We start from the raw sequence: 14,587 nt of genomic DNA, 5'->3' as shown, positions 1-14,587 counted from the left end.
GTTTTCACTCCTCGAACATCTTACCGCTGCGCGCTTCGAGCCGGTAGCGGTGGCCGGGATAGACGAGGCGAGCTGTTGAGACCACCTGCTTTGCCGACCACGTGCGCCGGCGGATCGTCAGGCAGGGTTCGGTCTTCATGATGGTCAAGAGCTTGCATTCCCAGGCCTGCGGCATTGCCGCCTCGACGACGTGCTCGGAGCCGCTGAGCGGGGCTGCGGCCGTCAGATAGGCGTTCGGCGTCAGCGAGGTGAAATCCTGGGCGAGATATTCCGGGGCCGCCTCCGGATGGACGAAGCGATCCTCGATCTGCACCGGAACACCGTCTTCGCTGTGGACGATCAGCGAGTGGAAAACCGCAGCACCAATTGCAAGTTCCAGCGCGTCGGCAATCTCGGGAGAGGCGGTTTCCTGGGCGAGAACGACGACGGCGGCCTCATGGACATGGCCGCGTTCGGCGATTTCCTCGGCGATGTTGCGGACTTCGAACAGTGCCGAATAGCCCTTGCGCTCGGCGACGAAGGAGCCGACGCCCTGGATGCGGATCAGTTCGCCTTCATTGGCGAGTTCGCGCAGCGCCCGGTTGGCGGTCATCTTGCTGACGCCGAGTTCGACGACCAGCTCGTTTTCCGAGGGCACGCGATATTTCGGCGGCCACTCGCCGCTATGGATGCGGTCGAGGATCACCTGCTTGACGCCGGCATAAAGCGGAGTGCTGTCATTTTCCGCCAGTTCGCGCTTCATTTCGCCGGGACGCTTCATTGCCTATTCCTTTTGCACGAATGGAATTCGCCACATAATTCAACTTTCCCACTTGCATATCACAAAATATCTCATATGGTACCATATACAACCTCCCAATCGGTCCTTTGAGAAAAATAGGACAAGAAAGGGCAAGCCGGCGAAGATCGGTCGTGGTGCCGCAAGGTCTGTTTCAACTCCAGAGGAGAATTCACAAATGAAATTCAGCGCAATCCTGCTTTGTGGCGTGGCGGCTTTTTCCGCCTTCGCCGCGCCTGCCTTTTCCAAGGACTGGACGAAGGCGACTATTACTCTCGAAGGCGCCTATGCGCCCTGGAACCTCACCAATGCCGACGGCACGCTCGGCGGCTTCGAGCCGGAACTCGCCAAGGTGCTGTGCGAACGCGCCAAGATCGAGTGCACGCTGGTTGCCTCCGACTGGGACGGCATGATTCCGGCGCTCAACGCCGGCAAGTTCGACGTTATCATGGATGCGCTATCGATTACCGAAGAGCGCAAGAAGATCATCGACTTCACCATTCCCTATGCCGCCACGCCCGCCGCCTTCGCCGCCGCCAAGGACAGCCCGCTGGCGAACGCCGCCGGCACCGGCGCCACGATTAAGATGACGCCCGGCCAGACCGGCGTGAAGGAGATCGACGCGCTGAAGGAAGTCTTCAAGGGCAAGACGATCGGCATCCAGGCGGCCACCGTCTACGCCAAGTTCGTCTATGACAATTTCGGCGACATCGCCGAGATCCGCGAATACAAGACCGGCGCCGATCGCGACCTCGACCTGCAGAACGGCCGTATCGACTTCGGCTTCGATGACGCCGTCTATTTCGCCAACGCGTTCAAGGCCGCCAACGACACGCTCGCCTTCACCGGCCCAGAAATCGCCGGCTCGATCTGGGGCGAGGGTGAAGGTCTCGGCCTGCGCAAGGCCGATACCGACCTGCGCGACAAGTTCAACGAGGCGATCAAGTCGACGCTTGCCGACGGCACGGTCAAGACCCTGTCGATGAAGTGGTTCAAGATGGACGTCAGCCCGCAGCAGTAGGCGTTTCGGCCTTTCGGCCGCAGACACGGGTCTCCGGCTTTATCGCCGGGGACTGCGTGTTATTGTCAATCCACAAAACACTGCCGCGGACGGGGAACGGACGATATGGCAAGTTTGGAACTGCTTGGCTTCGGCTCGACGGGATGGGGCGCGCTGCTCATTGCCGCCACCTTGATGACACTGGCCGTCACGGCAACGGCGCTGGCGATCGGCGCGGTGCTCGGCGCGATCGTCGCGGCGGCGAAACTCTCCGGCAATCTTATCCTCATCACGCTTGGCAACGTCTATACGACCGTGTTTCGTGGCGTGCCCGAACTGTTGATCATCTATCTCATCTATTTCGGCGGCTCCTCGGCCGTCACCGCGATCGGCAAGGCAATGGGTTACGAGGGCTTCCTCGGCTTGCCCTCCTTTATCGCAGGCGCGCTTGCCGTCGGCATCATCTCCGGCTCCTACCAGGCGGAGGTCTTCCGCGGCGCCTTCCTTGCCATCTCCAAGGGCGAGCTCGAAGCCGCCTCGGCGATCGGCATGCATCGTGGCATGCGCCTTCGCCGCATCATCATGCCGCAGGTGTTTCGCCTCGCCATTCCCGGCCTCGGTAACGTTTGGCAGCTCAGTCTCAAGGATTCGGCGCTTATCTCCGTCACCGGCCTTGCCGAGCTGATGCGAACCAGCCAGGTGGCGGCAGGCTCGACCCGGCAGTATTTCCTGTTCTTCATCGCTGGCGGCTGCCTCTATCTCATCCTGACCAGCCTTTCAGACCGCATCTTCAACGGGGCGGAGCGCCGCGCCAACCGTAGCATGCCGGCATCGGCCATGGGCCAGGCGTAAGGAGGCGACAATGGATTTTACCTTCATCGCCTCGACCCTGGTCACCCTGCTCAAGGCCGTACCGACGACGCTCATCCTGTTTTCGCTGTCGATCATCTCAGGCGGCTTGCTGGCGCTCGTCATCGTCTGGATGCGGACCAGCGGCAATCCGGTACTTTCGGGTTTCGCCAAAGGCTATATCTTCATCTTCCGCGGCTCGCCGCTGCTGATCCAGATGTTCCTGGTGTTCTACGGCCTCGGCCAGTTCGGCTTCATCCGTTATTCCTTCCTCTGGACGTTCCTGCGCGAGCCGATGGTCTGCGCCGTGCTGTCGCTGGCGCTCTGCACCGCCGGCTATACGGCGGAGATCTTCCGCGGCGGCATTCGCGCCGTCTCCCCGAAAGAGATCGAAGCGGCGCGCTCGATCGGCATGTCCGGCTTCCTGCTGGTCCGCCGTATCCTGGCGCCGATCGCCTTCCGCCACGCGCTGCCGGCCTATTCCACCGAGATCGTGCTGATGATGAAGTCGACGGCGCTTGCAAGCCTCGTCACTGTCTGGGAGGTGACCGGCGTCGCCCAGCGGCTGATCTCGCAGACCTACCGCACGATGGAAGTCTTTCTCTGCGCGGCGATCATCTATCTCATCCTCAACTTCATCATCCTGCAGGGCATGGCTCTGCTCGAATATTCGCTCTCCCGACACCGCCGCGCGGCCCCGCAGGCGCTGAAGGCGTAGCAGTTTTGACCCGATTGGAGCACCCATGCCAGGCGTAACCCGACTATCGGTCCGCAATATCCGCAAGAGCTTCGGTACGCACGAGGTCTTGCGCGGCATTTCCCTCGATGCGGAAGACGGCGATGTGATTTCGCTGCTCGGCGCCTCCGGCTCCGGCAAGTCGACCTTTCTGCGCTGCATCAACATGCTCGAAACCGCCAGCGACGGCGAGATCTGGGTCGATGGCGAGGAGGTCCGCATGGTGCACAAGGGCGGGCGAAGCAAGCCGGCCAGCCAGAAGCAGGTGGACCATATCCGCTCCGAGCTCGGCATGGTGTTCCAGTCCTTCAATCTCTGGTCCCACATGACGATCCTGCAGAACGTCATCGAAGGTCCGATCCATGTGTTGAAGCGGCCGCGCGCCGATTGCATCGCCGAGGCCGAAGCGCTGCTCGAAAAGGTCGGCATCGCCGATAAACGCCACGCCTATCCGGCTCATCTTTCCGGCGGCCAGCAGCAGCGTGCCGCAATCGCCCGCGCGCTGGCGATGAAGCCGAAGGTGATGCTGTTCGACGAGCCGACTTCGGCGCTCGATCCAGAGCTTGTCGGCGAGGTGTTGCGCGTCATGCGCGCGCTTGCCGAGGAAGGCATGACCATGCTCGTCGTCACCCATGAGATGAGCTTTGCCCGCAACGTCTCGAACCGCGTCGTCTTCATGCGCGAGGGGCTGATCGAAAGCAGCGGCAAGCCGGACGAGATGTTCACCGGCGGCGCGACACCGGCTTTCCGCCAGTTCATCGGCCATTTCGGAAGCGGTCAATGACGATCACCATCGATGCCGTGCTGACCTGGCGCGATGTCGCGCGCGTCGGGGCAGGGGAAGCGCTGGCGCTGTCGCCGGCCGCCTGGGGGCGGGTCGAGCAGGCAAGCCGCATCGTTGCGCGTATCGTCGAGACGGGCGTGCGCGCCTACGGCGTCAATACCGGCGTCGGGGCGCTGGCGGATACCGTCGTCGATCGGGCCTCGCAGAGCCTGTTGTCACGCAGCATCGTGCTCAGCCATGCCTGCGGCGTCGGGCCATTGCTGGCTGCCCGCGAGGTGCGTGCTATCATCGCTGCTGAGATTGCCAATTTCGCCCATGGCCATTCCGGCGTGCGGCGCGAGATCGTCGAGCATCTCACAGCTCTGCTGGAACATGATTGCATTCCCGACGTGCCATCCAAAGGCTCTGCCGGTTATCTCGTCCACAATGCCCATATTGCGCTTGTTCTGATCGGCGAAGGCAGCGCTCACGTGGCCGGCCGGCGCATGAGCGGTCGCGAGGCGCTTGCTGCGATCGGGCTCGAACCGCTGGTGCTCGGCGCCAAGGAAGGCTTGAGCCTTGTCAACGGCACGGCCTGCGCCACCGGCCTGACCGCCGTGGGGCTGTCACGCGCCGAACGGCTGCTCGACTGGGCCGATGCCACCGCAGCCCTGACGCTGGAAGCGGCGGGCTGCCAGATCGCCGCCTTCGACGCGGCTGTGCTGGCGCTGCGCCCATCGGCGGGAATAGAGAAAGTGGGAGCGACGCTGCGCGCGCGGCTTGCCGGCAGCGGCCTTGTCGCCGCCGCCTTCGGCCGGCGCACGCAGGATGCGCTCAGCCTTCGTTCGGTGCCGCATGCGCATGGCGCCGCCCGCGACGTCTTCGACAATTCCGCCCGCGTCGTCGATCAGGAGCTTGCCTCAGTGACGGACAATCCGGCTGTCTCAGGCACGCCGGAACAGCCGATCGTCTGCTCCGAGGCGCATGCGGTCGCCCCGGCGCTCGGGCAGGCAGCCGATAGCCTGGCGATTGCGCTCGCTCAGATCGGTGCGATCAGCGAACGGCGCATGGACCGGCTGGTCAATCCGCTGGTAAGCGGCCTGCCTCCGTTTCTGGCCAGCGACGCCGGCCGCCATTCCGGCTTGATGATCGCCCAATATACCGCAGCCGCCCTCAGCAACGAGAACCGCCGCCTTGCCGCACCGGCGGCCATGGACGGCGGGCTGACCTCCGGCCTGCAGGAAGATTTTCTCGCGCATCCTACGGCCGCCGCCGGCAAGCTGCTCACCGTCATCGACAATGCCGAATATATCCTGGCGATCGAGCTGATGGCGGCTGCCCAAGCGCATGATTTCCTGGCGGCGACGGCGCCGCGGGCGCCAGGCACGAACCTTGTCTATCAAGCGGTGCGGCAGCATGTTTGTCATTATGGCGACGAACGGCCGCTCAACGGCGATATCGAGACTGTCCGCACGCTGATCCGCGAGACTGCGCCGCCGCTATGATCGGCCTCAGAACGGCTGGGTTTCGGAATTCTGCTTTGGCTTTTCGCCGGCCTCGAGACGCTTGAGGCACTGGACGAAGGTCGGGTAGAGCTGCTCCACCCGCGAGAGCGGCAGCGTCCAGTCGCCTTCGTCGCCGGCAAAGCTGATCTGCACGTCAGGCATTCCGGCAAAGGAATTCTTGATGATCTTCTTCAGGCCGGCGCTCCCCTTGCTGGCCGGACCCCAGAGGCGAAGCGTGTTCTTGTCGAAGAAATCGGCAGCGATTACCTTCGTCGCCATACGGTCGGTCAGCGTCACCTCGGTCTTGGTGCCGGCCGGAATGTCCCATGTGTTTTTTTTGACGAGCCAAAACGTCTCGGTTGCGCTCTGGCGGAATTCCATGGTCTTGCCGATCTCGCTGTCCCACAGCAGGCGGCAATAGGGGTGCGGGCTCGCGTTCGCAAAGCCGACCGACCATTGCCTCGCGCCGCCTATCCATTCGGTCTCGCCGAAGGCTGAGACCGGCTGCAGGAGGGCCGCCATCAGAACCATCACTGTCGGAATTTTCATCGCCGAAATCACCTCCAACGCAATCGGCTCCAGCAATAGCAAAAGAAGGTTGAGCTTTTGCTACTACAGCGCCGCGCGTCTTTTCAGGCACGCAAAGGACGCCGCAGCAGTTTGAACTGCTGCATAATTTATCCTTAAATCGATTTCCGATCTAAGGAACTATTCAGCAAGCGGGCTGAGATCAGGCGACGGCCGCGCTCGGTGTCGCTTTTACGTTCCGATGGCAGCGGCCGGACCGTCTCCGCATTCAGAGACAACCTGACGAAATCCGAGACCGTCACCGTCGCCGCGATCGAAAGCGGCGTTCCCTTACTCGTCGCTGCTTGCAATATCATTGTCGACTTCCATTTTATGATCTGGCGCAAATCGGAAAACGAGCTCGCATCGTGGATCGACCGCGCTCGCGAAAGTCTGGTCACCTCCTTTGCCAATGGCGTTGCGAAAGACATACAGGCAGTCCGAGCAGCGATCGTCTCACCGTAGTCCAACGGACAAACCGAGGGGCAGATCACCAAGCTCAAGCTGGTAAAGCGCCAGGTGTACGGTCGCGGAAAGCTTGATCCATCTTCTTCAAGCCCGCCTGATCGGCTCGACATGAGAGAATTGCACCAAATCTGCGTCAGAGCCAATTTGCCGCCGTTTTACTGCCAGGGATTGCGTCCGAAATCTTCACCAGAACGGAAGGGAGTGCCTGATGGGATGGTCTTTCAAGATCGGGACGGTCGGCGGCACGGTGATACGCGTTCATATCACCTTCTCGCTCCTGCTCGTCTGGATATGGCTTGCGCATTATCGGGTCGGCGGCGCGCCGGCGGCCTGGGAGGGCATTGCCTTCATCCTATCCGTCTTTGCCTGCGTCGTCTTACACGAGTTCGGCCATATTGTCGCTGCGCGCTACTTCGGGATCAAAACGCCGGATATTACCTTGCTGCCAATAGGGGGTGTCGCCCGTCTTGAGCGCATGCCCGAAGAACCACATCAGGAACTGCTGATTGCCATCGCCGGTCCGCTGGTCAATCTCGTGATCGCCGGGCTGATCGTTCTCGTGCTCGGCGCATCGGTGGGCGTGGAGCAGATCATCGAAGTCGACGACCCGAAGATCGGCTTCCTCACGAGGCTCGCCGGCGTCAACATCTTTCTGGTATTCTTCAACATGATCCCCGCCTTTCCGATGGACGGGGGTCGGGTGCTGCGTGCCGCTCTCGCTTCGCGTCTTACCTGGTCGCGTGCGACACAGATTGCCGCGATGATCGGCCAGGGGCTAGCCTTTGTCTTTGGTTTCATTGGCCTCTTTTATAACCCGCTGCTGATCTTTGTCGGTATCTTCGTCTATCTCGCCGCGGCGGCGGAGGCGCAGAATGCGCAGATCCGCGAGATCTCCGGCAGCGTTCTGATCAGCGATGTCATGGTCACCAAATTCGCAAGGCTCGATCGTTCAGCGAGTATCGACGAGGCAATCGAGATGCTGCTTGCGACAACACAACGCGAATTTCCAGTGGTCGATTCTGCCGGTCATTTTGAAGGCCTCCTGACGCGTGACGACATGATCCGTGGGTTGAAGGACAAAGGCCCTGACATGCCGGTCGCAAGCGCGATGCGCGTCGATATTCCAAAAATCCATCATCGCAAGAGCCTGGAAGAAAGCTTGCGATTGATGCGGCAGGGAAATGTGCCGGCCATCGCTGTCGTTGACGGCGCAGATCATCTCATCGGCCTCATGACGCATGAGACAATCGGAGAAATGATGATGGTCCGCGCCGCGGTATCAGATGGTTTTCGCTTTGGCCGCCTGCGCAGACACCAGTGAGATTAGCCGTGGGCGCACGGCCTTGTTCGAAGAGCATTTGATGAGGAATCAGGCAGCGGATCGCGCGAAACATGACAGAAAACTCGTCAACCTGCCGCTCAACGAGATCGAGAAGCACCTGCCCGCCCGCGTCGAGCGCCGAGGCAACTGCCCCGCTAGCGGCCTGCGATGGCGGGCCAGAGAGACCGCAGCGGGGCAGGCAGACCGTCGATCAGCTTGGCGGTCAGTCCGGGATCGAGTTCCTTCCACAACAGATCGAAAACGGCGTGGGTAGAAGATTGATCATGAGCGACCGTTTTAAAGCGGCTCTCTGCTTTTTTGGTGGCGTCGCCGTTCCAGCTTCTGCACCACACCTACTTTCCCAAGGCGGGCATACCAGCACTGAAAGTACGAAGCTCGCCGTCGGCTAGAACCGGACGGCAACCCCGATAATCGGCCCCTGCTGGACGACGTCGAAGACGAACCCGTCATTATCGTAATTGACGCCAAGTGCACGATACCCGGCGACCGCCGAGATAGTATCGTTGAACTTGTAGCCGAGGCCCAATGCCACGTCCCAGTCGATATCGGCGCCGCCAGCACCCACTAGGCCCCATCCGGTGACATAGATTTGCGGCGTGAAGAAGTAGTTTCCTCGGACGCCGGCGACGGCATCGACCCATGTGGCGCTGTCTTCGACATCCACTCCGGCAAGAATGCCGCCATTGAAGGAGATCTCGGTTTTGGCCGACCAGACCTTTATGCCACCGACCACGTCGAGGTGGCCATTTTGGTCTTCGAGCACGGCGTAACCGACGCCAAGAAATCCCGCGAAGGTCTTCGATGTCACATCGACGCTCTCGGCGAGGATGCCGGCAGGTGTGTCGGCGTCGGCACCGAGCTTGGTGTAGATCACGTCACCGACGATGCTGAAGCGATCGTATCTTGCTTCGCCTGCCGCCATGAAAGCGAAGTCGAGATTATTGAGGATATCGCCGAAATCCGCGTCGATATGAACTTCCGGAAGCCCAAACTGGCCAATATCGCCGGATATGCCGGCAGCCCAGAAATATGGCGCGAAGGTGAATTCCCAGCCGCTCTGGCTCTCGACAGTTTTTGCTTCCGGCGTAAGTGGCGTGACATCAGCGGCATTACCGGCCGACGCCGCGCAGACGCCTGCCAGTAACAGAATGGCATGCAAGTGTATGGCTTTCATGAGAATCCCCCGATCTCGTTTGTCGCCTCGGCACTGTTGTCCCGAGTCGGCACTTTGCAGCGAGAAGTAGATTTGGACAAGCTTAAATACCTATTTTCCGTTGATCGCCTGCTTCAGCTGTCCGATGAGGCCTGAAATCTGCTGGTCCTCAGGCCTCAGTCGCGCCAGATCTTCCGCATGTCTCAACGCCTCCGGCAGCCGTCGAAGCTTGAGACTGTATTGGAGTGCCAAGCCGATGACGTCGGCGTCTCCGCCCGCCGCCCAACCATCGAGCCTGTCCAACGCCTCTTCCGTCCGGCCAGCCGAATCCAGAGCGACGGCCAAGGTCGTCTTGTAGCGGGAGTTTTGCGGATCGAGCCGCACCGCTTCTGCGAGTTCCGTTATCGCCTCGGCCAATGCCTGATTGCGTACCAGGGACAGCGCATGTCCGTAACGCAGATCCGCGCGTTGGGGCGCCATGCCGATCGCTTCGGCATAGGTCTGCTCCGACCTGTCGTTCTGACCGGTGGCGCGGTAGAACTCGGCGAGATTGATGCGCATTCCCTCCAGTGTCGAGTCGAGCGAAATCGCCCGCCGGAAGGCGGCCTCGGCCTCGGCCGTACGCTGTCGAGCGAACAGGAAGAAGCCATAATTGCTTTGGGTTTCCGCGACGTCAGCATTCGCCTCCACGTAGGCGCGCAGGTCCGCGACGGCGGCTTCGAAATTGACTTGCTGATCGCCGAAGAGGTGGGGAGGAGTGCCGGCGAGCACGTTGGCGGCAGCAACGCGGACCGCGCGCGTTTGATCGCCGAGCAGCTTGCCGATCGCATCCAGCCTCTGCTCCGGCGGAATGTTGCCTGCCGCTTCCGCAGCGCCGAGCCTGACGAGCGGATCTTCATCGGTTGCGGCCGTTTGAATGTCGGCGGTGATATCCGCGCCGCCAGTCCCGCTCATTGCGGCGATGGCGCTTCCCCTGACAATTCCTGCTTGGGTTTGGTCACCGACAAGGTCGCGCAGAGCCTCCACCGCGGCTCCATCGCCGTTTGCAACTCCGGTGAAGGCATGGGCGATCGACGCGCGTTTGCGCCATTGCGTCCCGTACCAATTGTCCATCTTTTCGGCTGCCCAATCATTCGTTCTGTCGACATGGCAGGTCGTGCACGCATTCGGCGTTCCGAGGGTTGCCGACAGGTCTGGCCGGGGGATGACGAAGGAGTGGTCGCGGCGCGGGTCGACCTTCATGTAGGTGCGTTCCGGCATGTGGCAATTGGCGCATTGTGCACCGGTCGAACTGGCTTGGTGGCGGGTATGCGCGGGCGTGTCGAACAGGCCGCTCGGATCCTGGTTGACGAAGCGCTCCGGCTTCGTCTCGGTGTGGCATTGCGTGCACAGCGCATTGCCCTCAGCCTTAAGGCCGGCATCGTGCGGCCGATGACAGTCGAGACAGGTCACGCCCGCCCTTGCCATCTTGCTTTGCTGAAACGAGCCATATTCGAAGACCTCGTCGAGTATCTGTCCGTCCGGGAAATAAAGATCCGGTCGCAGCAGGGCGGGGGAGAAATAGTCGAGAAAGGGCTTTCCCGGCTGATAGCCGTCCAGCAGCCGGGTGCGTCTGGCGTGGCAGGCGAAACAAATGCCCGCATCGACTTTCGGCAGGCTTGTATCCGGCATGGAGGACGAAGCATTGCCCGAACGCGCCGAAGCCACGTGTTTCGCGCCGGGGCCATGACAGGACTGACAGCCGATGCTGGTGGCGACGTAGGTCGACTTGTATTCATTGGTCTGCGGTTGAAACTTCGCCTGGGGGTCGGTCGAATGACAATCGATGCAGGTGCGGTTCCAGCGATAGAAGGGACCTGTCCAATGATAGGTCGATCCGGGTTTGGCCGGGGTGCCGTTGCCGAGCCAGAACCACTGCCGTCTGACCGTATCCCAGGCGATATCGAGAGCCTGCAGCCGCCCGCCTCCGATCTCGACGAGATACTGCTGCAGCGGTTCGTAGGCGAAGGTATATTTGACTTCGAACTCGCCCTCGCCTCCGTCCGCACCCTCGGTGTTCACGAAGAAGCGGCCATCGCGGCGGTTGAAGGTCGTGACGACGCCATCATGTTCGAACCTGCTATTGTCGAAATCGCCGCGGACCGTTTCGTCGTCGGCGAGCGCCATGGCCTTGGCATGGTGGGACTTCGAAAAAGCCGCCGCCTGATCGGCGTGGCAGGATGCGCACGTCTTTTCGTCCACGAAACCCTCATGGATCGATATTCGCGGGTCGGCAGCGGGCGTCGAGAGGGCGTCACTCGCAAGGCTGTGCTTGGCAAAGGAAAGCACCAGGAAAAGCAGGAGGGCCACTCCTCTCACCGCTGCTGATCGGACAGACGCTGCCACTCAATCGCTCCCCGTCGACGCTCCAGAAGGTCACGGCGCCATCATGCAAGGCTCCGGCGCTCGGCGCATTCCCCTAGTCCTTGAACACCTGCTTCCAGTCGGCCTTCATGTCGACGACGGTCCAGCCGGCGATGGAGGCGGCATCGAGCGCCTTGTCGAGGCGGCCGAATTCGGTTTCGCGGTCGTAGGCGTATTCGCGCTCGGCATCGGTATGATGGATCAGCACGCCGAGCCTGGCAGGTGCGCCCGCCATGGTCGTCCATTGCAGCATTTGGAGATCTCCGTCGGAATTGCCGAAGGCTGCAATCGGCCGCCTGCCGATCTGCTGGTTGATCCCGACGGGCTTGCCGGCCTTGTCGTCGATGAAATTGATTTCGGGGAGCCGAAAGAGGGTCGGTGTGTCGTCCTGCATCCTAAACTCGGTCTTGATCGACGAGCCGATCACCTGCTCCGGCGGGACGCCATAGACCTTTTCCACCCATGGCCGCATGAACTCGACGCCGCCGCCTGAAACGATGAAGGTCTTGAATCCGTTGGCGCGGAGATAGGCGAGAAGCTCGATCATCGGCTGGTAGACAAGCTCCGTGTATGGCCGCTTGAATTTCGGGTCGCGTGCTGAAGCAAGCCAATCGGTCACGACTTTCTGGAAATCGCCGCTGGTCATCCCCGCATGCGTGGTCATGATGAGTTCCATCAGGCCCTTTTCGCCGGATGCGGCGAGCGTCTTCATGTCGCCTTCGAGCACCGCCTTGAACGGCTGGGTTTCCTTCCATTCCGGATGCTGCGGAGCGAGTGCCTTAACGCGGTCCAGGGCGAAGGCGAGCTGGGTGTACATCGGATGTTCCACCCACAATGTGCCGTCATTATCGAACACCGCGATCCGTTCGTTTTCCGGGACGAAGTCGGGCGATCCCTGACCGATAACCTTTTCGACGAAAGAGACGATGGCAGCTTTCGAGGCTGTATCGTTCCAGGAGGGCAAAGGATCGCTTTGAGCGAATGGGGAAGTGGCATGAAGCAGTGCGGCACCGAGCGCAATGATCATGAGGCAGATCAATCGCGGCGCCAAGCGGACAAGAGACATCGGTCATTCTCCAGGGTTGGCAACAGGGAAACAAAAAACGGGCGGCGGCCTCGAGAGCCGCCGCTCTTTGTCAATTCCCGGTCGGGAGGGTGAGCGTCACGCCATCCTTGGCGAGTTGATCCCGCACCCATTGAAAGCGTTCGTAGTTCGAGAGAGTGATCGGACCCGTGTAGCCGACGCTCTGCATCTTTCGGGGAGGATACTTCATGTAGGTCGCCATGATCTTCTGGAGCTCTTCGCCCATGACAACGCCCATCCAGGTTCGTTCCGCAAAGTTGTTCATGAAGATGTCATAGCGCTCTTGCGGATCCTGCCAGAGGTCGAACACCTGGGGAACCGTCGCGACATACTTGTCCGGCCCCTTCCAACCGAGGTTTGAATCAACCGCCAGTCCGCCGGTCGACGCTCCGTCGTCGCCACGAATATTGAACGCAAACTTGTAGTTATTGACCCGAATAGCACCTGGCGAAAGCTCATTTTCAGTGAAGTAGAACCAGGATTTCCGTTCCGACTTCCCCGTGCCAAGGAGGATCGGCGACATATCATAGCTATCGAAAATGATTGGCTTGTTTTCGCGGTCCTCTGTCGGAAGAGGGACAGCGCCGACTGCGGCAAACGTCGCCATTAGATCGAGCCCGCCGACGATGTCATGGTTCGACGTGCGAGGCTTGATCTTTCCCGGCCAGACCGCGATCGCAGGGACGCGATTGCCGCCCTCGCGCAACGTGCCCTTCGTGCCTCGCAAGGGGGTGTACCCGGCGTCCGGATAGACATCCTGCCAAGCGCCATTATCGGTGGTGTAGAAGACCAGTGTATTTCGGTCCATGCCGGTTTCACGCAGCTTGTCCATGATCCGGCCAATACGGGTGTCCAGTTCCACGATCGAGTCGGCATACTTGCTCTTGGACAGCGACTTGTGCTCGAACTCGGGCGCCGGCATGTTTGGCTGGTGCACCTTCATGAAATTTACGTTGATGTAAAATGGCTCGTCGGGCTTCTTGGCGGCAGCGTCGAGGAATTCCAGCGCTGCTTTTTCGACATAGCTGTCGAAGTAGGGAATGCCGACGACGCCCTCCTTGCCGTCGATAACCGGCGTATCGACATATTGACCGTTGACTTTGAAATCTTCAGTGACAGGTCCTCCGGCCTTGCCGGAAAGCGCCCCCTTCGTCACCCTTTGAAACATTTCGCGCAGCTTCGGGTCCATGTCCGGAAACCAGGTGGGGTCGGCATAGGTGTACGCATTCAAGTGGTAGAGGCCGGCGTACCGCATCTCGTCATAGCCTTGCGCAATCGGCAGAGCATAGTCCGCCTCCCCGAGATGCCATTTGCCGGTGAAATAGGTGTGATAGCCACCGCGCTTCAAAACGGAGGCGAGCGTCCATTCGGCCGCAGGCAGTCCGCCGCCCTGGCCTTGAAAGGCGACCGTCGTCATGCCGCTGCGGTTGGGAATGCGTCCCGTTTGCATGGCGGCGCGACCGGGCGTGCAGCTCGGCTGGGCGTAGAAGGAAAAGAAGGTCATGCCTTCGTCGGCCAGCTTGTCGATGTTCGGTGTCGGCATCCCGCGACCTTCACCCCCGCCATAGGGGCCGAGATCGCCGTAGCCGGTATCATCCGAAACGATGAACAGAATGTTGGGTTTTCGCTGAGAGTCCTGCGCTTGCACGGGCAAGGCTGCACACCACAGAATGGTGGATGAAGCCAAGGCTCCGATGCAGCGGATAAGGATTCTGCCGTTCATGTCAAATCCCTCCGTTGGAGTTCGGTCGATGATGGTGTCGCTCGCGGCAAAGGTCTGCGATCGCATGCGTGCTCGACCGGACTGCTTTGAAAATGACGTTCCTGCCGTAGCTGCCTCCGGCGGGTTACGAAGCCGACCGCATATCTGCCCCGGCGCGCTGGACCTTAGCGAATACGGTCTTCGCCCGATATTGTACTTTGGGGAATCCCGCTCTCG

General features: G+C 60.9%; 12 protein-coding genes and 1 pseudogene. 7 read left to right on the top strand and 6 right to left on the bottom strand.

Features of this window, described 5'->3' with window-relative positions:
- Positions 1-4 precede the first annotated feature (4 nt).
- A complete protein-coding gene (gene hutC / locus RWJ89_RS06725; RefSeq protein ID WP_077980243.1) occupies positions 5-760 on the bottom strand; it encodes a histidine utilization repressor in 756 nt (251 codons plus the stop codon).
- Between the two features lie 196 nt (positions 761-956).
- Here hutC and RWJ89_RS06720 point away from each other — a divergent pair, with 196 nt between their 5' ends.
- The 5 genes from RWJ89_RS06720 (at position 957) to RWJ89_RS06700 (ending at position 5,631) form a co-directional block, all read left to right on the top strand.
- The gene (locus tag RWJ89_RS06720; protein WP_316030742.1) at positions 957-1,799 is read left to right on the top strand and encodes a transporter substrate-binding domain-containing protein; all 843 of its coding nucleotides are present in this window, start codon (positions 957-959) and stop codon (positions 1,797-1,799) included.
- Between the two features lie 105 nt (positions 1,800-1,904).
- Positions 1,905-2,630, top strand: a complete 726-nt coding sequence (locus RWJ89_RS06715) for an ABC transporter permease (RefSeq protein WP_077980242.1) — start codon at positions 1,905-1,907, stop codon at positions 2,628-2,630.
- A gap of 10 nt (positions 2,631-2,640) precedes the next feature.
- A complete protein-coding gene (locus RWJ89_RS06710) occupies positions 2,641-3,345 on the top strand; it encodes an ABC transporter permease (protein ID WP_077980241.1) in 705 nt (234 codons plus the stop codon).
- 25 nt (positions 3,346-3,370) lie between these two features.
- Positions 3,371-4,147: an ABC transporter ATP-binding protein gene (locus tag RWJ89_RS06705; protein WP_003548676.1), complete on the top strand. Its 777-nt coding sequence runs from the start codon at positions 3,371-3,373 to the stop codon at positions 4,145-4,147.
- Entirely contained in the window at positions 4,144-5,631 is a 1,488-nt protein-coding gene (locus RWJ89_RS06700; RefSeq protein ID WP_131662377.1) for an HAL/PAL/TAL family ammonia-lyase, read from the top strand. The genes RWJ89_RS06705 and RWJ89_RS06700 overlap by 4 nt, the downstream gene beginning before the upstream one ends.
- Before the next feature lie 6 nt (positions 5,632-5,637).
- Here RWJ89_RS06700 and RWJ89_RS06695 read toward each other — a convergent pair whose 3' ends face one another.
- Complete coding sequence (locus RWJ89_RS06695; protein WP_131662376.1) at positions 5,638-6,180, bottom strand: hypothetical protein; 543 nt, start codon at positions 6,178-6,180, stop codon at positions 5,638-5,640.
- Positions 6,181-6,426: 246 nt separating this feature from the next.
- On the opposite strand from RWJ89_RS06695, the pseudogene RWJ89_RS06690 reads away from it, so the two are divergent.
- Both RWJ89_RS06690 and RWJ89_RS06685 read left to right on the top strand, forming a co-directional pair.
- A pseudogene (locus RWJ89_RS06690) lies at positions 6,427-6,778 on the top strand (transposase); the annotation flags it as partial.
- Positions 6,779-6,874: 96 nt separating this feature from the next.
- The gene (locus RWJ89_RS06685) at positions 6,875-7,987 is read left to right on the top strand and encodes a site-2 protease family protein (RefSeq protein WP_131640740.1); all 1,113 of its coding nucleotides are present in this window, start codon (positions 6,875-6,877) and stop codon (positions 7,985-7,987) included.
- A 406-nt stretch (positions 7,988-8,393) separates the two neighbouring features.
- Here RWJ89_RS06685 and RWJ89_RS06680 read toward each other — a convergent pair whose 3' ends face one another.
- The 4 genes from RWJ89_RS06680 to RWJ89_RS06665 form a co-directional block, all read right to left on the bottom strand.
- On the bottom strand, positions 8,394-9,182 hold the full coding sequence (locus RWJ89_RS06680; protein ID WP_131662375.1) for a DUF481 domain-containing protein: 789 nt from the start codon (positions 9,180-9,182) through the stop codon (positions 8,394-8,396).
- Positions 9,183-9,272: 90 nt separating this feature from the next.
- Positions 9,273-11,546, bottom strand: coding sequence for a HEAT repeat domain-containing protein (locus RWJ89_RS06675; protein ID WP_410056103.1), 2,274 nt, complete (start codon positions 11,544-11,546; stop codon positions 9,273-9,275).
- A gap of 73 nt (positions 11,547-11,619) precedes the next feature.
- Complete coding sequence (locus tag RWJ89_RS06670) at positions 11,620-12,591, bottom strand: HAD family hydrolase (RefSeq protein WP_376775265.1); 972 nt, start codon at positions 12,589-12,591, stop codon at positions 11,620-11,622.
- 109 nt (positions 12,592-12,700) lie between these two features.
- On the bottom strand, positions 12,701-14,371 hold the full coding sequence (locus RWJ89_RS06665) for an arylsulfatase (RefSeq protein ID WP_131662372.1): 1,671 nt from the start codon (positions 14,369-14,371) through the stop codon (positions 12,701-12,703).
- Between the last annotated feature and the right edge of the window lie 216 nt (positions 14,372-14,587).

Origin of the sequence: Rhizobium sp. 10PS4 (assembly GCF_032464805.1) — a bacterium.
GTDB classification, from domain to species: Bacteria; Pseudomonadota; Alphaproteobacteria; order Rhizobiales; family Rhizobiaceae; genus Rhizobium; species Rhizobium laguerreae.
The sequence above is the reverse complement of the archived record's forward strand: the minus strand, read 5'-3'. Positions and strand labels throughout refer to the sequence as shown.

Bases quoted from the DNA above. Each gene is read 5' to 3' on its own strand.
- hutC (WP_077980243.1), bottom strand. From the start codon at position 760: ATGAAGCGTCCCGGCGAAATGAAGCGCGAACTGGCGGAAAATGACAGC.
- RWJ89_RS06720 (WP_316030742.1), top strand. From the start codon at position 957: ATGAAATTCAGCGCAATCCTGCTTTGTGGCGTGGCGGCTTTTTCCGCC.
- RWJ89_RS06715 (WP_077980242.1), top strand. From the start codon at position 1,905: ATGGCAAGTTTGGAACTGCTTGGCTTCGGCTCGACGGGATGGGGCGCG.
- RWJ89_RS06710 (WP_077980241.1), top strand. From the start codon at position 2,641: ATGGATTTTACCTTCATCGCCTCGACCCTGGTCACCCTGCTCAAGGCC.
- RWJ89_RS06705 (WP_003548676.1), top strand. From the start codon at position 3,371: ATGCCAGGCGTAACCCGACTATCGGTCCGCAATATCCGCAAGAGCTTC.
- RWJ89_RS06700 (WP_131662377.1), top strand. From the start codon at position 4,144: ATGACGATCACCATCGATGCCGTGCTGACCTGGCGCGATGTCGCGCGC.
- RWJ89_RS06695 (WP_131662376.1), bottom strand. From the start codon at position 6,180: ATGAAAATTCCGACAGTGATGGTTCTGATGGCGGCCCTCCTGCAGCCG.
- RWJ89_RS06685 (WP_131640740.1), top strand. From the start codon at position 6,875: ATGGGATGGTCTTTCAAGATCGGGACGGTCGGCGGCACGGTGATACGC.
- RWJ89_RS06680 (WP_131662375.1), bottom strand. From the start codon at position 9,182: ATGAAAGCCATACACTTGCATGCCATTCTGTTACTGGCAGGCGTCTGC.
- RWJ89_RS06670 (WP_376775265.1), bottom strand. From the start codon at position 12,591: ATGATCATTGCGCTCGGTGCCGCACTGCTTCATGCCACTTCCCCATTC.
- RWJ89_RS06665 (WP_131662372.1), bottom strand. From the start codon at position 14,371: ATGAACGGCAGAATCCTTATCCGCTGCATCGGAGCCTTGGCTTCATCC.